The sequence below is a fragment of the Arthrobacter sp. P1_D12 genome, assembly GCF_056406175.1.
In genome coordinates, this window is the sequence record NZ_JBFUAR010000014.1 from 173877 (window position 1) to 191617 (window position 17741).

Annotated in this window: 17 protein-coding genes and 1 pseudogene; 2 read left to right on the top strand and 16 right to left on the bottom strand. The window is 67.9% G+C overall.

Going from position 1 to position 17741, the window contains the following annotated elements; translation table 11 throughout:
• Positions 1-23 precede the first annotated feature (23 nt).
• Complete coding sequence (locus AC1DZV_RS12455; protein WP_476953820.1) at positions 24-1298, top strand: PrsW family intramembrane metalloprotease; 1275 nt, start codon at positions 24-26, stop codon at positions 1296-1298.
• A gap of 101 nt (positions 1299-1399) precedes the next feature.
• Here the strand turns inward: AC1DZV_RS12455 and nusB are convergent, their stop codons facing one another.
• The 15 genes from nusB to AC1DZV_RS12530 all read right to left on the bottom strand — a co-directional run bounded on the left by nusB (position 1400) and on the right by AC1DZV_RS12530 (position 15915).
• Positions 1400-1810, bottom strand: a complete 411-nt coding sequence (gene nusB / locus AC1DZV_RS12460; RefSeq protein ID WP_476949412.1) for a transcription antitermination factor NusB — start codon at positions 1808-1810, stop codon at positions 1400-1402.
• On the bottom strand, positions 1810-2373 hold the full coding sequence (gene efp, locus AC1DZV_RS12465; RefSeq protein ID WP_018773146.1) for an elongation factor P: 564 nt from the start codon (positions 2371-2373) through the stop codon (positions 1810-1812). Before efp ends, nusB begins: the two co-directional genes overlap by 1 nt.
• A gap of 153 nt (positions 2374-2526) precedes the next feature.
• Complete coding sequence (locus tag AC1DZV_RS12470; RefSeq protein WP_476949411.1) at positions 2527-3045, bottom strand: tetratricopeptide repeat protein; 519 nt, start codon at positions 3043-3045, stop codon at positions 2527-2529.
• Positions 3045-4136, bottom strand: coding sequence for a 3-dehydroquinate synthase (aroB, locus tag AC1DZV_RS12475; protein ID WP_079554549.1), 1092 nt, complete (start codon positions 4134-4136; stop codon positions 3045-3047). The genes AC1DZV_RS12470 and aroB overlap by 1 nt, the downstream gene beginning before the upstream one ends.
• A complete protein-coding gene (locus AC1DZV_RS12480) occupies positions 4136-4690 on the bottom strand; it encodes a shikimate kinase (protein WP_476949410.1) in 555 nt (184 codons plus the stop codon). Before AC1DZV_RS12480 ends, aroB begins: the two co-directional genes overlap by 1 nt.
• Positions 4691-4755: 65 nt before the next feature.
• A complete protein-coding gene (gene aroC / locus AC1DZV_RS12485) occupies positions 4756-5955 on the bottom strand; it encodes a chorismate synthase (RefSeq protein ID WP_028276469.1) in 1200 nt (399 codons plus the stop codon).
• 26 nt (positions 5956-5981) lie between these two features.
• Positions 5982-6893, bottom strand: coding sequence for a shikimate dehydrogenase (locus AC1DZV_RS12490; RefSeq protein WP_476953821.1), 912 nt, complete (start codon positions 6891-6893; stop codon positions 5982-5984).
• On the bottom strand, positions 6890-8698 hold the full coding sequence (mltG, locus tag AC1DZV_RS12495) for an endolytic transglycosylase MltG (RefSeq protein WP_476949408.1): 1809 nt from the start codon (positions 8696-8698) through the stop codon (positions 6890-6892). Before mltG ends, AC1DZV_RS12490 begins: the two co-directional genes overlap by 4 nt.
• On the bottom strand, positions 8695-9279 hold the full coding sequence (gene ruvX, locus AC1DZV_RS12500) for a Holliday junction resolvase RuvX (RefSeq protein WP_476949407.1): 585 nt from the start codon (positions 9277-9279) through the stop codon (positions 8695-8697). Before ruvX ends, mltG begins: the two co-directional genes overlap by 4 nt.
• A gap of 10 nt (positions 9280-9289) precedes the next feature.
• Positions 9290-11968 carry an alanine--tRNA ligase gene (gene alaS / locus AC1DZV_RS12505; protein ID WP_243177366.1) on the bottom strand — a complete coding sequence of 893 codons (2679 nt, stop codon included), beginning with the start codon at positions 11966-11968 and terminating at the stop codon, positions 9290-9292.
• 175 nt (positions 11969-12143) lie between these two features.
• Complete coding sequence (locus AC1DZV_RS12510; protein ID WP_253906754.1) at positions 12144-12410, bottom strand: DUF6167 family protein; 267 nt, start codon at positions 12408-12410, stop codon at positions 12144-12146.
• Between the two features lie 20 nt (positions 12411-12430).
• The gene (locus tag AC1DZV_RS12515; RefSeq protein ID WP_476949406.1) at positions 12431-12805 is read right to left on the bottom strand and encodes a DUF948 domain-containing protein; all 375 of its coding nucleotides are present in this window, start codon (positions 12803-12805) and stop codon (positions 12431-12433) included.
• A 167-nt stretch (positions 12806-12972) separates the two neighbouring features.
• Entirely contained in the window at positions 12973-13599 is a 627-nt protein-coding gene (gene rpsD / locus AC1DZV_RS12520) for a 30S ribosomal protein S4 (protein ID WP_018773157.1), read from the bottom strand.
• 186 nt (positions 13600-13785) lie between these two features.
• Entirely contained in the window at positions 13786-14184 is a 399-nt protein-coding gene (locus AC1DZV_RS12525; RefSeq protein WP_028276474.1) for a cupin domain-containing protein, read from the bottom strand.
• A gap of 255 nt (positions 14185-14439) precedes the next feature.
• Positions 14440-15915, bottom strand: a complete 1476-nt coding sequence (locus tag AC1DZV_RS12530) for a replication-associated recombination protein A (RefSeq protein ID WP_476953822.1) — start codon at positions 15913-15915, stop codon at positions 14440-14442.
• A gap of 64 nt (positions 15916-15979) precedes the next feature.
• Here AC1DZV_RS12530 and AC1DZV_RS12535 point away from each other — a divergent pair, with 64 nt between their 5' ends.
• Positions 15980-16627, top strand: a complete 648-nt coding sequence (locus AC1DZV_RS12535; protein ID WP_476953823.1) for an acVLRF1 family peptidyl-tRNA hydrolase — start codon at positions 15980-15982, stop codon at positions 16625-16627.
• Positions 16628-16688: 61 nt separating this feature from the next.
• Here the strand turns inward: AC1DZV_RS12535 and AC1DZV_RS12540 are convergent.
• Positions 16689-17741, bottom strand: a pseudogene (locus AC1DZV_RS12540) (DUF222 domain-containing protein); the annotation flags it as partial.

The window sequence follows — 17741 nt, forward strand, 5'->3', positions numbered from 1 at the left end:
CACACCGACATAGGCTCGGTTCCATGACGATGAACGGACCGCGGCCGGGGCATGAGCACCCCGGCGGCCCGCGCCAGGGGCCGTTGCCCCGGCAGGCCAACCCGACGTGGCTGGGGCGGGTCCAGCCAGCGAATTACCAGCGGGCCCCGGCCAACGACGGCGGGCAGTTGCAGCCGGCACTGCCTCCCGCCGGGCCGGCGGGAGGCAGCCCGCGCTGGAAGAACGGCCGCGGTTCCGGCGTTTTTGGCCTCGTGATGGCCGGCGGATTCCTCGCGGTCCTCTGCCTCTTCCTGGTGGTGCCCTTCGTGCTGGAAAGGACCGGAATCACCGGCTTTGCCATTGGTTTCGTGGCCTCGCTGGTTCCCCTGGGGACCGTGTTGCTGACGGTGCGCTTCATCGACCGGTGGGAACCCGAGCCGAAACCCCTGCTGCTTTTCGCGTTTGCCTGGGGAGCCGTCGTCTCGATCGCGGTGACGATGCTGATCCAGCCCTATTTCTCACTGATGGCCGGGCCTGCCTCGGGACTGGACTATACGACGTTCGCCGTGACGGTCCAGGCGCCGGTGGTGGAGGAATTCGCCAAGTCCCTGGGGCTGCTGTTGCTCGTGCTCTTTGCCCCGAAACACTTCAACGGACCGGTCGACGGTGTGGTGTTCGCCGTCACGATCGCGGCGGGCTTCGCGTTCACCGAGAACATCCTCTACTTCGGCCGCGCCATCGCCGAATCCAGCGACCCCGGCACGGACCTCGCGGTGGTCTTCTTTCTCCGCGGGGTCCTCTCACCCTTCGCCCACGCCATTTTCACGGGTACGACCGGTCTGGTGATGGGTTTCGCCGCCGGCCGCGGGAACACCGGGCTGTCCGTGCTGGCGTTCTTCGCCGGCCTCGTCCCCGCGATGCTGCTGCACAGCGCCTGGAACAGCATGGGCAGGGACTTCCTGGGCCGATACGTGATGGTGCAGGTGCCGATCTTCCTGTTGGCGGTGCTGGTGATCGTGCTGCTGCGGGTGGCTGAGCGCAGGCTCACCCGTCAGCGGCTAACGGAATACGCGGCCGCGGGCTGGTTTACCGCGGCCGAGGTCGACATGCTGGCCACCGCCGCCGGCCGCCGTTCCGCGCTGCGCTGGGCCAGGTCCACGGGGCGGGGCGTGCAGATGAAGGCGCTGCTTGATGCCGCCACCCAGCTCGCCCTCACCCGGCAACGGATTCTCGGCGGCCGGGACGTGCCGGCACATCAGCGCGATGAGCACCAGCAGCTCGCCGAGATCGCTGCGCTCCGGGCCTCCGTCATCGGCTAGGGACCGGGGAACCCAGTGGGGCAACCCAGCGTGGGCAACCGGGGCAAAGAAAGAACCCCGGCCAGGATGTCCTGGCCGGGGTACTTCGGGGCGCTGGGAGCTTACGCCAGCAGCGAGGGCTTGAGCTGCTGCAGCCGGCCCAGCAGGCCGTTGATGAACGACGGCGACTCGTCCGTGGAGAGCGTCTTGGCCAAGGCCACGGCCTCGCTGACCGCCACGCCGTCCGGGACGTCGTCGTTGTAGAGCAGTTCCCACGTGCCGATCCGCAGGATGATGCGGTCGACGGAGGGCATGCGCTCCAGGGACCAGCCCTGCGAATAGGTCTCCAGGAATTCGTCGATGGCCACCTGGTGCGAGACCACGCCTTCGACGATTTCGAGGGTGTAGGGGTTGACGATCTGGTCTGTCTGCTCGCGGCGGGACTTCAGCACGTCGAACGCGGAGGCTGAGCGCTGCTCGGCCTCAAAGAGCACATCGAGGGCCCGGTTCCGGGCCTTACCGCGCGCACTCACTAGTCGTTGACCCGGCCGAGGTAGCTGCCGTCGCGGGTGTCGACCTTGACCTTGGTGTTGTTCTCGACGAACAGCGGCACCTGGATCTCGTATCCGGTTTCGAGGGTGGCGGGCTTGGTGCCGGCCGAAGAGCGGTCGCCCTGCAGGCCCGGCTCGGTGTAGGTGATTTCGAGGACGACGCTCGGGGGCAGCTCGATGTAGAGCGGGTTGCCCTCGTGGATGGCGATGTTGACCATCTGGTTCTCGAGCATGAAGTTGGTGGCGTCGCCGACGGTGGCGGCGGAAACGGTGAGCTGGTCGAAGTCCGAGGTGTCCATGAAGACGAAGTCGGCGCCGTCCTGGTACAGGTACTGGTAGTCGCGGCGGTCCACCGTGGCGGTCTCAATCTTCAGTCCGGCGTTGAAGGTCTTGTCGACCACCTTGCCGGACATCACGTTGCGCATCTTGGTGCGCACGAACGCGCCACCCTTGCCGGGCTTGACGTGCTGGAACTCGATGATGTTCCAAAGCTGGCCCTCAAGCTTAAGGACGGTTCCGTTCTTGATGTCGTTAGTGGTTGCCACAGTATCCTCTTAGTTTCTCGATGGTTCCATTCGACCGGTGCTAGCGGTCGGACGCTTATGCCGGGCCGGCATGCCAAGTGGCCGCCAACGCGTGTTTGTCAAAAATCCAAGTTCTATTCTACCGGTTCCGGCGGACAGCTGGCTGACGCGGGCTCAGGACTGCTGTTCCAGCACGTCCCGGGCGCGCTGCAGCGCCACCGTGGAGGCGTAGATGAGGGCCGCGTCGGCGGACCCGGCCACGCGCAAATCCAGTGCCTTGGCGAAGGACTCTACGGCGCCGCCGACGTTCCCGCCGGCGAAGTAGGCCCTGCCGAGGTGCTGGCGGACCGCGGCCTCCTCCAGGGTGCCCTGGGTCTCGGCGAGGAGTTGGCGGAACACCTCCACCGCCCGGTCGAACCGGTTCGAGACCCGGAGCACGTCCGCCTCGAAGATCCGCAGCCGGAGCGAGCCGGGGTCCTTGTAGCGGGCCTCGGCGAGGAGCTCGGCAGCTTCGGCCGCATGCCCTTCTACGAGCCGGACCAGGATCAGATCCCCGGGGTCCGTCGAGGCCGCCAGCGCCTCGGCCATGACCTCGTCATTGACGATCTGGGGCATCAGGGACTGCGGGTTGATCCGGATCCCGGGAAATCCCGCGTCCGGCCACTCGCTCGTGCCGCCCTTGACCATGTGCATCAGGAGGCAATCTCCTGGTACGCGGCAAACAGCAGGGACGTGTCCGGGACATCGAGGATGCCGGGGCGGCCGACGCCGTCGAGCACCACGAACCGCAACAGGTCACCGCGGGATTTCTTGTCCCGGCGCATGCCGTCCAGGAGGGCCTGCCAGCGGTCGCGGCGGTACGTGATGGGAAGCCCGAGGCTTTCCAGGATGCTCCGGTGCCTGTCGGCGTCGGCGTCGCTGAGCCGGCCGACGCTGCGGGCGAGCTCGGCGGCGAACATCATGCCCACGGAGACGGCGGCGCCGTGCCGCCAGGAGTAGCGCTCGGCGAGTTCGATCGCGTGGCCCAGGGTGTGGCCGTAGTTCAGGATCTCGCGCTGACCGGTTTCCTTCAGGTCCTCGGACACCACCCGGGCCTTGACGCTGATGGCGCGTTCGATCAGTTCGCGCAGGATGTCCGAGCGCGGATCGGAAACCGCGGACGGGTCCTTCTCGATCAGGTCCAGGATGGCCGGGTCGGCGATGAAGCCGCACTTGATGACCTCGGCCATGCCGGAGATGATCTCGTTCTTCGGCAGCGTCTCCAGCGTGTCGAGGTCCGCGAGGACACCGGCCGGCGGGTGGAACGCGCCCACCAGGTTCTTGCCCTCGGCGGTGTTGATGCCGGTCTTGCCGCCGACCGAGGCGTCCACCATGCCCAGCAGGCTCGTGGGCATGTGGATGACCTTCACGCCGCGCAGCCAGGTCGCGGCGACAAAGCCGGCCAGGTCGGTGACGGCGCCGCCGCCGACGGCGACGATGGCATCGGAGCGGGTGAAGTCGTTCTGCCCCAGCACCTGCCAGCAGAACGAGGCGACCTCGATGTGTTTGCCCTCTTCGGCGTCGGGGATTTCTGCGGTCAGCGCGGTGAACCCGGCGGCGGCCAGCTCTTCCCGGACGGTGTCCCCGGTCAACCGCAGCGCACGGGGGTGGATGACCAGGACGCGCTTGACGCGCTCACCCAGCAGGCCCGGCAGGCTTGCCAGGAGGCCGCGGCCCACTACGACGTCGTAGTTCTCACCCGGCGTTTGTCCGGTGACTTTGATGACGGTTGATTCGGTACTCACTATTCAACTTCCTTTGTCGACGCCGGAGTGGGCACCGCCGCGGCCTTAGCCGCGGCGCGCTCCCCCAGCGCATCTTCCAGCCGGTGAGCCAGCTCCGGAACGCTGCCGCGCCGGACATCGAGGACGAGGTCGGCGAGCCGTTCGTAGACCGGCTGCCGGGTGGCGAACAAGGTCCGCCACCGGCCCATGGCGTCGCCGGCCAGGAGCGGCCGGCCCGAATTTCTGGCGATGCGTTCCGCCACAGTCTCGGCGTCGCATTCGAGGTAAACAACGGTACAGCGGCCCAGGAGCTGCTGGGTACCGGAATCAAGGACGGCCCCGCCGCCGAGCGAAATGACGGCGGTGCCGCCCTGTGCCTCTTCGATGGCCTGGGCCACGGCCCGGGCCTCCATTTCGCGGAAGGCGTGCTCGCCCCGGCTGGCGAAGATCTCGGCGATCGTCCCGTGCTGGGCCACCACCAGGGCGTCGGTGTCCATGAAGGCGCACCCCAAGTGCTCGGCGAGCTGCTGTCCGATCGCCGATTTGCCCACGGCCATCGGTCCGATCAGGACCACCGGGCCAACGCTATTTGCCGCGGGCGGCGCCGCAGCGGAGGGCCCGTCGGTTTTCCCGGCCGGCACTAGTGGCCGATCGAGTCCAGGGACGCCGGAATGCTGTCCAGGTAACCCTTGATGTTGCGCGCGGTCTCCTGCACGGAGTCACCGCCGAATTTTTCCGCAACCGCTTCGGCGATCACGAGGGCCACCATGGCCTCGGCCACCACACCGGCGGCCGGCACGGCACAGACGTCGGAGCGCTGGTGGTGGGCCTTGGCGGCCTCCCCGGTGCTGACGTCGACCGTCCTGAGCGCGCGGGGCACGGTGGCGATCGGTTTCATGGCGGCACGGACGCGCAGGACATCGCCAATGCTCATGCCGCCCTCGATCCCGCCTGCGCGGTTGGAGGTACGGATGATCTTGCCGTCCGCGTCCTTGACGATCTCGTCGTGGGCGGCGGAGCCGCGGCGCGCGGCGGTCAGGAAGCCGTCGCCTACTTCAACGCCCTTGATGGCCTGGATGCCCATGAGGGCCGCCGCCAGACGCGAGTCGAGGCGCCGGTCCCAGTGCACGTAGCTGCCGAGTCCCGGCGGGAGGCCGTAGGCAAGCACTTCGACGACGCCGCCGAGGGTTTCGCCTTCCTTGTGCGCGACGTCGACCTCGGCCACCATGGCGTCCGAGGTTTCGCGGTCGAAGCAGCGCAGCGGGTCGGCATCCAGGGCGAGCACGTTCCCCGGCACCGGCAGCGGCCGGCCCTCCGGCACGGCGACGCTGGCGATGGATACGGTGTGGGAGACGAGCTCGATGCCGAGCTGCTTGAGGAAGGCCGCGGCGACCGTGCCGAGCGCCACCCTCGTGGCCGTCTCGCGGGCGCTGGCGCGCTCCAGGACCGGGCGGGCCTCATCGAAGCCGTATTTCTGCATGCCGGTGAAGTCTGCGTGGCCGGGCCGCGGGCGCGTCAGCGGGGCGTTCCGGGCCTGGTCGGCCAGGATTTCGGGCTCCACGGGATCGGAGGACATGATCTGTTCCCACTTGGGCCATTCGGTGTTGCCGACCTGGATGGCGACGGGGCCGCCCTGGGTCAGGCCGTGGCGGACTCCGCCGAGGATCGTGACCACGTCCTGCTCGAATTTCATCCGGGCGCCGCGGCCATAGCCGAGCCGGCGGCGGGCCAGCGCCTCGCTGATGTGGGCGCTGGTGAGTTCCACACCGGCGGGCACGCCTTCAATTATTCCGACCAGTGCCGGGCCATGGGATTCTCCGGCAGTCAACCAACGCAACATACATTCCATCCTGCCATGTCGGGCGGTTAGAACACCCGTCGGGGCGCCCCGACTGCGTCACACATCACATCTGTGACACCGGCAGGGAGGGCCTCGCCCAGCCCGGTGAAGTGCCGTACCTGCTCCACGGCCTGGTAGATCAGCATTTCCAGTCCGGGGACCACCGTCCCGCCGGCGTCTTGCCAGACCGCGGCGATCCGGCTGGGCCATGGATCATAGGCGACGTCGAGGAGGACGCCAGGGCTGCCATGCGGAGGCAGTTCTCCTGGCCGTTTCGCCGCCAGCTCTTCGGCCAGTTCCCCGGCCAGTGCGTCTGCAGCGCGGGGCGGCAGCGTGGAGATGACGACGTCGGCCGCGGCGACGGCGGCTGCCGCCCCGGCGAGGGGAAGCACCCGGATGGGGACGCCTACGGCGGCGGAGGCCGCGCGGGCCTCTGCCGCACGGCTGACATCGCGGACGAACACGTCGGCGGACACCGCCCCCAGTTCCTTGAGCGCCGCGATGGCTGCTGCCGCGGTCCCGCCCCCGCCGAGGATCACGGCGGTGGGCGCCGAGGCTGCCCCCGCGTGCCGGAGCGCGTTGACGATCCCGGTGACGTCGGTGTTGTACGCGACCAATCGCGTGTGGCCAGCACTGCCGCCGTCGGATTCGAACGCAACCGTGTTGACGACCCCGAGTACGCGCCCGATGCCCCGGACGTCGTCCACTTCCGCCACCATGGCCGATTTGAGCGGCATGGTGACCGACAGGCCGCGCCAGGAACCGTCAGCGCGCGCCTCGTCCCTGACCTGCCGCATGAAATCGGGCAGGGCGGCCTCGGTCACGTCAATGGCGGAGTAGGCGATATCCACGCCCAGGTGGGCGTACGCGGCCCGGTGCAGCGCGGGCGACTTCGAATGGCTGATGGGATGCCCGAGGACGGCCGCCCGCAGCGTCATACGCAGCGTCCCGGGTTGGCCTCGCACCAGGCGTTGTACTGCGCCACGTAGCCGTTGTGTTCCGCCAGCGTCTTGGAGAACTTGGTCTCCTTGGTGTCCAGGTTGATGGTGACCCAGTAGAGGAAGCTGTTGGACTTGGGCTTGGCGGCGGCGTCAATGGCCGTCTTGCCGGGGGAACCGATGGGTCCGGCGGGCAGCCCCTGGTTGGCGTAGGTGTTGTAAGGGTTCGACTTGTCAGCCTTCTGGGCCTCGTCGATGTGGAAGCTGCGGATGCCCAGGCCGTAGGTGACGGTGGCATCGGACTGGATGAGCCCGTTGGTCTCGGTGTTGTTGGGCTTGAGGCGGTTGTAGATGGCGCCGGCGACGTCACCATATTCGGCCTGGCCGCCTTCGGCCTGGACGATGCTGGCCACCGTCACGACGTCGTACTGTTTCGCGGGATCGGTAACGCCCTGGGCCTTGAGTTCATCCTGGGTACTGCCGACGAGCTTCTGCAAAATGTCCTTGGCGGAGGAACCCAAGGGGAAGCGGTACTCCCCCGGCGCCAGGTAGCCCTCGAGGTTCTTGGCTTTGGCCGGGACGCCAAACTGCGCGGGCGCATCGCTGAGCGCTTTCAGGTCCTGAACAGGAATCCCGGTGCCCTCGGAAATCGCCTGCAGGGATTCGCCGATCCGCAGCCCGGCGCTGAGCGCAAAGTACATGACCTTGCTCTGGCCCTTGTTGAGCAGGACATCCACGGCATCGGAGTTCTTCATTTCCTGGCGCATCGAGAACGTGCCGGGGTTCAGGGCACCGCCGGAGGCGGTGAACTCCTTGAGGAAGGTGTCCGCGTTGGCGACGACCTTTTTCGACTGAAGTTCGGTGGCCACGGACCGCGTTCCGGTGCCGGGTTCGATCGTGATGGTGACCTCACCGGTTCCGGGGCCGGGGTAGTCGGCCATGGTGTCCCCGCCGAGGAGGGGCTTGAGGAACTGTGCGCCGACGGCGATTGCGACGACGAAGACCGTCAGGGTCAGCACCAGGGCCAGGAAGCGGCGCCGGCGGCGGACCTTCCTGGACGGTCCCTTGTCGTAGCGGGCCGCTCCGGCCATCAGCTCCTCGCCCGGGTCGCCGTGGTATTCGGCTTCCGGGTGCGGCTGCGGCTGTGCCTGGGGGTCACCGGAGTTGTCGTAGAGATGGTGGGCCTCGTCGTGGGGGTGCGGAGCGTAGCCATCGTGGACGCCGGCGTCATGGGCAGCCGCATCGTGGCTGGATCCGTAGCCGAGCCCGCCCGCTGACGCATAGACGACGTCCTCGTGGCCGGCGTCTTCGCGGACGGGCTCGTCGCGGGAAGGTACTTCGTGGACAGGTACATCGCGGACAGGGATCAGCTGCGTGAAGTCTTCTTGCACGGGCTCTTCACGCACAAGCTCTTCATGCACCGGCTCTTCGCGCACCGGCTCTTCGCGCACGGGCTCTTCGTGCACGGCTTCTTCATGCACCGGCTCGTCGCGCGCGGGCTCTTCACGCACGGGCTCTTCCCGAGCAGCTTCTTCGTGCACGGGCTCTTCCCGAACGGCTTCTTCGTGCACGGTCGGTGCCGCGTCGGGAAGTTCCGGTGCGGACCGCGGCAGTTCGCTGTCCTGTGCCGGTGCCGTTGCCGGCGTGGGGACGTCCGGTCCCGTCTCAAAAGCCTGCGGCGGGATCACGTTGTGGCCCTGGGTGGCCAGGAGCTTTTCCCGGGCCCGGATTTCTTTGCGCGTCAGCGGTCGGCCGGTGCCACCAAGGGCGTCACCGGAGGAGTCATCACTGTTGACCGGGCTCACTGTAGCCTTCCATGTTCTGAAGAGTGCGTCTGTACTGCCGGGCCGGTCTGTGCGCCGCCTCCGGTCGGCCCCGGCGCAGACTCCGCGTACACGCGGTTTCCGACCTCCGTTCCCCTGGCCTTTTGCATATCAATCGCATGTTGCAGAATACCTGCCGCCGCAACCTGATCAACAACTGTACGGTGATTCCTGCTGCTCATGCCAGCTTCGTGCAGGTTGCGGTGGGCGCTCACGGTGCTGAGCCGCTCGTCAACCAGGCGCACGGGCACCTCGGATCCGGCGTCCTGCAGGGCCAGTACCAGCAGCTGTGCGTACTCGGTCGCCATCCTGGCGGAGGCGTGCTCTTCGCCCTTCATGGTGCGCGGCAGCCCCACGAAAATCTCCACGGCGCCCAGCTCCGCGGCCAGGGCGGCCAGGATTCGCACGTCGGTGTTCTTTTTCACGTTCCGAGCCAGCGTGCGCAGCGGCGTCGCCAGGATTCCGTCGGGGTCGCAGACGGCCACCCCCACACGGACGGTGCCGACGTCCACCCCGAGCTTCACGCCCCGCGGATAGACGCCGGCCACAGTAGCTTCAGACACGTGGGATCCGCTATCGCCTGGTAATGGCGTCCACGACGGCGCCGAGCGCAGCACCGACCTTGGCGGCGTCGGTCCCGCCGCCCTGGGCGACGTCGTCCTTGCCGCCACCGCCGCCGCCGAGGATGCCTGCGGCGAGGCGCACCAGGGCACCGGCCTTGACTCCGGCCGCCCGGGCGGCTTCGTTGGTGGCAATCAGGATCACGGGACGGTCGTTGCTGACACCGGCCACCGCGACGGCGGCGGGCTCGGACCCGAGACGCGTCCGCAGGTCCAGGGCCAGGCCGCGCAGGTCGTCCGCGCCGCTGACCTGGCCGGCGTCGTGCGCGATGACCTTGACGCCGGCGGCATCCTGGGCGGTGCCGACCAGCTGGGCTGCGGCGGCGGTGAGCTGCTCCTTGCGCAGCCGCTCGAGTTCCTTCTCGGCCGTCTTGAGCTTGGTCAGGGTGCTGGAAATCCGGTCCGCGAGCAGCCCGGACGGAACCTTGAGCATTTCCGTGAGCTCGGTGACAAGCGCCCGCTCCGCGGCCAGGTGCCGGAACGCGTCCATGCCCACGAAGGCTTCGACACGGCGGTTTCCTGAGCCGACCGACTGTTCGCCGAGCAGGGACAGGCTGCCGATCAGCGAGGTGTTCCCGACGTGGGTGCCGCCGCAGAGTTCCCGGGACCAGGCGCCGTCGATTTCCACGACGCGGACCTCGTTGCCGTAGTTCTCGCCGAACAGTGCCATGGCGCCGAGCGCCTTGGCCTCGGCGAGCCCCATGATCTTGGTCTCCACCCGGAAGTTGTTGCGGATGGCGATGTTGGAGACTTCCTCGATCTCGGACCGGGTGGCGGCGCTCAGGCCCTCACCCCAGGCGAAGTCGAAGCGCAAGTAGCCGGCCTTGTTGAAGGAGCCGCGCTGCAGGGCTTCCGGGCCGAGGATCTGGTGCAGGGCAGCGTGCACAATGTGCGTGCCGGTGTGGGCCTGCTCCGCAGCGTGGCGGCGTTCCCGGTCCACGGCAGCCTGAACCAGCGAGTCGGCACCGATTTCGCCTTCGCGGACGATTGCCTTGTGGACGCTGAGGCCCTTGACGGGGCGCTGGACATCCAGGACCTCGACGACGAATCCGTCGCCGGTGATCAGCCCGGTGTCGGCAGCCTGGCCGCCGGCTTCGGCGTAGAACGGCGTCTCGGCCAGGACCAGTTCGATTTCATCGCCGGTGGAGGCCTGGGCGACCTTCCGGCCGCCGGAGAGGATGCCGCGGACCTTGGACTCGCCCTGAAGCTCGGTGTAGCCGGTGAAGACTGTCTCGCCGGCGGACAGCAGCTCCTGGAACGCGCTGAGGTCAGCGTGCGACCCCTTCTTGCCCTTGGCGTCGGCCTGGGCGCGCTGGCGCTGCTCGAGCATGAGCTTGCGGAACTCGGGCTCGTCGACTTTCAGCCCGGCCTCTTCGGCCATTTCCAGGGTCAGGTCGATCGGGAAGCCGTAGGTGTCATGCAGGGCAAAGGCGTCGGCGCCGGAGAGCGGCTGGTTGGCGGCCTTGGATTCCTTGACGGCGTCCTCGAGGCGGGCGGTGCCGGAGGCGATGGTGCGCAGGAACGCCTTCTCTTCGGCGTAGGCAATCCGGCTGATGCGTTCGAAGTCGGTCTCGACGATCGGGTAGACACCCTTCATGGCGTCCCGCGATGCGGGCAGCAGTTCCGGCAGGCAGGCCTTTTCGACGCCGAGCAGGCGCATGGAGCGGACGGCCCGGCGGATCAGGCGGCGCAGCACGTAGCCGCGGCCCTCGTTGGAGGGGGTCACGCCGTCGGCGATCAGCATGAGGGCCGAGCGGATGTGGTCGGCAACGACGCGCATGCGGACGTCGTCCGTGTGGTGCGGGTCCTCGGCGGACTCCGCGGAGGTGTACTCCCGGCCGGAAAGGGCCGCGGCCCGGTCGATCACGGGGCGGACCTGGTCCGTCTCGTACATGTTCTCGACGTCCTGGAGGATCATCGCGAGGCGCTCCATGCCCAGGCCCGTGTCGATGTTCTTCTTGGGCAGCTCTCCGGTGATGTCGAAATCCACCTTCGAGCGGACGTTGTCGATCTGGTACTGCATGAACACGAGGTTCCAGATCTCGACGTAGCGGTTTTCATCGGCGATGGGGCCGCCCTCGACGCCGTAGGACGGGCCGCGGTCGTAGTAGATCTCCGAGCAGGGACCGGCGGGGCCGGGCTGGCCGGTGGACCAGTAGTTGTCGGACTTGCCCATGCGCTGGATCCGCTCGGCCGGCATGCCGGTGTTCTTCAGCCACAGCTGCTCGGCCTCGTCGTCCTCTTCATAGACGGTGACCCAGAGCCGCTCCGGCGGCAGTCCGTACCCGCCGTCGTCCACGCTGGTGGTCAGGAGCTCCCACGCGAACTTGATGGCGTCTTCCTTGAAGTAGTCGCCAAAGGAGAAGTTGCCGCACATCTGGAAGAACGTGCCGTGGCGGGCGGTTTTGCCCACTTCCTCGATGTCACCGGTCCGGATGCACTTCTGCACACTGGTGGCCCGCTGGTAGGGGGCCTCCTCACGGGCGGTCAGGTACGGGATGAACGGGACCATGCCGGCCACCGTAAACAGCAGGGACGGGTCGCTGGAGACCAGGGAGGCGGAGGGCACAGCGGTGTGCCCCTTACTGACAAAAAAGTCGATCCAGCGCTTGGTGATCTCCTGCGACTTCATGAGCTGTTTTCTTACCCTTCAATATTCACTGCGTTAGGTGGCCCGCGTCTGTGCTGCGCGGGACAAGCTGAGGACCGGCACTGATCCGGGCCCGTCAATCTGGTGCCCGACACCGGGGCGTCGGCACGCCGTCGCCCCCCGGTGACGGGCACCTTGCTTACTAATTCTCTCCCGGCTAGCGCCGGACCGCATCCCGGCGGGCGACAGTGCCGCCAGCAGCGAGGTCCGTTGCCGTCTCGATCCCGAGGGCCGTACGGAGTTCTGACTCCCGCTCGCCCATGCCATCGCGGACGGCATCGGCGAAGTCGAGCAGGCCGTCCGTCAGCCGTCCCACGGCCCGGTTCAGGCCCTCGGGGCCGAGGGCGGACTGCGCTTCGGTGACTTTGCGGAAGGCGATAACGCCGATCGCGACGCCGATTCCCATCCAGATAATTCTGTTCATGTCAGGTGCTCCTGGAGGATTTAGCGGCTACGGCGGCCGGTGGCGGGCTTTTTGCTGGTGCTGAAGGCAGAGCGCACGCCATAGCTGAAGGCTGCGACCTTGATCAGCGGCGAGCCCACGGTGGCTGCCATGAGCGAGGACAGCGCCGAGATGTTGGCGGAGGCGTCCGAGACGTTGGAGGAAATGCCGTCAACCTTCTTCAGCTGCTCGTTGGTGGTGGTCACCGTGGCGGTGACCTCGTCCATGAGCGGGGTGGCGCCGTCGCTGATGGAGCGGATGGTGGTCCGCATTTCGTCGAACACTCCCCCAAGTTTCAGGATGGGCACGGCGAGCAGCAGGACCAGCAGTGCAAACACTCCAGCCGCGATCAGGCCGGCAATATCGCCACCAGACATAGACACTCATCTCCTTGAAGTGCAGGGGATACCTGCTTGTTGCGTCGGGTTCCGACGGTTTCAACCGTTGGGCAGAACCGGCTCCCGGGGAACTCCCCCAAGTACCTTACATACAAAGAAGCCCGCGGCGCTTGCCACGGGCTTCTTTGTAGGTGATGCCTTTTGAATTAGCGTGCGTAGAATTCCACGACGAGCTGCTCTTCGCAGGTCACGGGGATCTCGGAACGCTTGGGGCGGCGCACCAGGCGGGCCTGCAGGGCGTCAAGCTTGACGTCCAGGTAGGCCGGAACGATCGGCAGGACGTCGCGGTGAGCGCCGGCTGCTGCAACCTGGAACGGAGGCATGGTCTCGCTGCGGCTGTGAACGTGGACCAGCTGGCCCTCGCCGACGCGGAAAGACGGGCGGTCAACGCGGATGCCGTCAACGAGGATGTGGCGGTGCACAACCAGCTGGCGGGCCTGGGCGATGGTGCGGGCGAAGCCGGCACGCAGCACGAGGGCGTCGAGACGCATTTCGAGCAGTTCGATCAGGTTTTCACCGGTCAGGCCCTTGGTGCGGCGTGCTTCTTCGAAGGCACGGGTCATCTGGGCTTCGCGGATGCCGTACTGGGCGCGCAGACGCTGCTTTTCGCGCAGACGTACGGCGTAGTCGGAGTCCTGCTTCTTGCGGGCACGGCCATGCTCACCGGGGCCGTACGGGCGGCGCTCCATGTACTTGGCGGCCTTGGGGGTCAGAGCGATGCCGAGTGCACGCGAAAGGCGTGCGGTACGGCGAGCACGAGTGTTGTTAGCCACTTGTGTCCTTCCAATATCTGCGGTGTGTCAGTGTTACTGGCCTCCACGATGGAGAGCATCGGCCAACCGCTGCCTTTTGCTACTGGGCACAGGGCAACCCTCATCGAACCGAAGTTTCCATGGATTGTGCGTCCGTGCCTTGCCAGACAACGGTCCAGCCTACCAGATCCGGCCGGCGGACCGAAGTCAGATTCTGGCGTGCGCTCCCCGGACACCGCTGCGCCCGAAGGACGCCGCGCCCAGGAATTCCACGGCCACGAACGGTTTCGGGCCCACCACCCATTCGTCGTGTCCCGGCGGAATCGCGTAGGTGTCGTTGGCGTGGATCGTGGAGCGCAGCCCTTCGGCCGTTTCGACTTCCATTTCACCGGAAATGCAGAAACCGAGATGGTGGTGCAGGCAGACGTCGGTCCGCTCGTAGGGTCTGGTGTTCTCCGACCACCGCCAGCCCGGGCCCAGGATCAGCCGGGCCACCGAGTAGTCGTTCACTGTGCAGAGGTCGAATTCGGCCTTGTCCGGGCACCGTTTCTTGTCCGGAACATCGAAGGACTTCACTGCCATGGCTGTAACGAAGTTGATACTCATGGGACACCTGCCGGGGACGGGACGGGAACGCTCGCGCTGGATGAGCTGGGATAGAGCGAAGCCGGCTGCCGTTCCGGGGTCCGGAACGAGGGAGCCAGCGATGTGACCGCGCTGTCCCCTGCGCCGCACGGACGGTCAGCAGATCCATGCCGCCGTAATTCCACGTTAGACCTCTTGGCCCCTATGTCAACGGCGGATTCCGGCGTTGGAGTCCGCTGCGGACCAGCCGCTGGTCACATGCCTTTCACGTGCCTTTCACTTGCCGCGGATGATCTTCCGAAGCCGCTCAAGCCGGGTGGCGATGTCGCGTTCGGCCCCGTTGCCGGTGGGCTCGTAGTAGTTGCGTCCGATGAGGTCATCGGGCGGGTACTGCTGGGTGGCCACGGCATGCGGGGCGTCGTGGGCGTATTTGTAGCCCTTGCCGTGACCCAGCTGTTTCGAGCCCGGGTAGTGGGCATCGCGCAGGTGGGCCGGGATGCCGTTCCCGAGCCCGGCGCGGACGTCGGCGATCGCCTGGTTGATCCCCATGTACGCGGCGTTGGACTTCGGCGCAGTGGCCAGATGCACCACGGCCTCGGCGAGGATGATGCGGCCTTCCGGCATGCCGATCAGCTGTACGGCCTGGGCAGCCGCGACGGCGGTCTGCAGCGCCGTCGGGTCCGCCATGCCGACGTCCTCGGCCGCCGAGATCACGATCCGGCGGGCAACGAACCGGGGGTCCTCGCCCGCCTCCAGCATCCGGGCAAGGTAGTGCAGCGCCGCGTCGACGTCGGAACCCCGGATCGACTTGATGAACGCGCTGGCGACGTCGTAATGCTGGTCCCCGGCCCGGTCGTAGCGGACTGAGGCGACGTCCAGGGCGCGCTCCGTGTGCTTGAGCTCGATCTTCACCGGGGCCGTCTCGGGCGCCCCGCTGGCTGTGCCGGCTACGACTGCGTCAGTGTCGTCCGCGTCCCCGAACGCGACACCGGCCGCCGCCTCAAGCGCGGTCAGCGCGCGGCGGGCGTCCCCGCCGGAGAGCCGGACGAGGTGTGCCAGGGCATCGTCGCTGAGTTCCGCTTTGCCGCCGAGCCCGCGGTCATCCGTTGCGGCCCGCAGGAGAAGGCCCTCGACATCGGCGTCGGTGAGCGGTTTGAGCGTCAACAGCAGGGAGCGCGATAGCAGCGGGGAAACGACGGAGAAGGAGGGGTTTTCGGTGGTCGCGGCGACCAGGACCACCCAGCGGTTCTCGACGCCGGGCAACAGGGCGTCCTGCTGGGCCTTGTTGAAGCGGTGGATCTCATCCAGGAACAGCACAGTGGTGGTTTTGAACAGGTCACGGGCGGTGAGGGCTTCGTCCATGACACGGCGGACGTCCTTGACGCCGGCGGTGATGGCGGAGAGCTCGACGAACTTCCGCCCTGGGCCCTTGGCGATGACGTGCGCGAGCGTGGTTTTGCCGGTACCCGGAGGGCCCCAGAGGATGAGTGAACTGGGACCCGCGGGGCCGGTGGCGTCCGTGCCGGCGGCGAGCTGGCGCAGCGGCGAGCCTTGGCCGAGGAGGTGCTGCTGGCCCACCACGTCATCAAGTGTCCGAGGCCGCATCCGGACGGCGAGCGGGCTGCGCGGGGAGACCCGGCGGCTCTCGCCGGTCTGGCCAGCGTCGCCGGAATCGTCGGCGGCACCGTCCGCTGCGCCGAAGTCGTCGCTTCCGTCGGCGTTGTCCCGCCCTGCACCAAAGAGATCATCCACATAGATAGGCTACTTCTAGTTCCTGACGCCTTCTCACCCTCATCCCAGCAACGGAGTACCTGCCATGTCCAGCCCCGACACCCGTGTGGCCTTCGTCTCCGGCGACCGGCTGCCGGGCTGGGTGGACCGCTTCGCCGCGAGCCACGGCGCACTGGTGGAGGAGGAGCTCGACGCCGGTCTGCAGCTGCGCGCCGCCGACGGCGCCGTAGCCCTGCTCCAGGCGCCGTGGCCGGCGGACGGCCGGCCCGGGAGCGGCGGCGACGCCGTCGCCCGCCTCGCTTCCCTGGCGTCCCAGTCGCGGAGCATCGGCACCGTGCTGGTCCGCCGCGGCGGATATTCGGTTGCTGTGGTCAGCGCCGGCACCGTGCTGGCGTCCAAGACCGGCACGCGCCACGTCCAGTCGCGGACGGCTGCCGGCGGCTGGTCCCAGCAACGTTTTGCCCGGCGGCGCGCCAACCAGGCCGATGCCCTGGTGGAGGCCGTCGCCGAGCACGCCGGGCGGATTTTCGCGGAGCACCCGATCGAGTATCTGGCTCCCGGCGGCGACCGGACCCTTGCCGGGCAGGTCCTCGCCGAACCGATTCTGAAGCAGTACGCGGCACGGCCGCGGCTGGCGTTCCTCGACGTCCCGGATCCGCGCGCCGCAGTGCTGAAGAAGGCTGCCGCGGAGCTGTGCTCGGTGCGCATCCTGGTAACGGATCAGCAGGCGTAGCAGTTGCCCGATTGGCCGCAGCTGCTCTTCGGGCGCCAACGTAAGTGTGACCGGGGGTAGATCACACACAGTGGAACAGGCCGCCGTCCGCGGAAAGACCGTCCGCGCGTGCTGGCCAGCCCGGATCGTCCGCTTCCGTGTCGGCAAATGGGTGTCCAGCGGTGAATTGATGCCAGTCCGGCAACGGGTCCGGAGGCAGTTCAATTTCGGGCTCCGGGACGGGATTCTGGCCGGGATGGCAGTCCGGGAGCGGTTCCGGTTCGCAACGATGTCCTGGATACGCGGGCAAGCCTTGATCCGGGCCTGTGTCGGGGTCGGGTTCCGGGCGTGTGTCCGTGGCTGGGATGTGGGGCAGCCAGTCCTCGGGCCAGTGGGGTGGTTCCCAGTCCTGGTGTTCGCTGGGATAGTGCCGTCCGGACGGTGAGGTCCAGCCGGGCGGGTGGTCTTTGCTGGCCCGGTCCGGTGTCCAGGCGGAGGCGTGAGGTGGTCTGCCTCGTTGTCCAGGGAATGGTTGCCGCAGCCGGGGAACGGGCACCGGCCGTCGCGGAGCCGGAGCCAGTGGCGCTGGGCCGTCGTCAGGCGGTAGCTGGTCCGGCCGATTTCCAGCGGGGCGCCGTCCCGGGGGTCGGTCAGGACCCGGGAGAAGGAACCGGCGCCGTCGGCGACCAGGCGCCGGGCCATCGAGGGCGGGATTGGCCCGTACCCGTCCAGGACGGCCGGTTCCTCGGTGGCGCCGAGCAGGGACAGGACCGGGACCGTGACCAAAACTTGCGCCCGCGGGACCGGAACAAGCCCACCCGCACGAGCTCTCACCCCCGTGCCGGTGCCGGTGCCGGTGCCGGTGCCGTCGTCTGCCGTACCGCCGGTGCCGCCGTCGTCCGTTCCCGCACCCGTGCCGGTGCCGGTGGTGAGGAGCCAGGTGGCGGTGATGTCGGCGCGGAGCTGGGCCAGGGTCCGTGACTCGTGCGGGCCCTGGAGGGCGCGGGCCGCCGCGGTGGTCCGGTCCCAGATCCCGGCGGCGGTGTCGGCCGGAAGGTGGGCGGAGAGCCAGGCCATGCCGTCCCGGTCCGGGACGAACTCGACCCGCCGGTCCGCGGCGCTCCTGGTGTGGCGT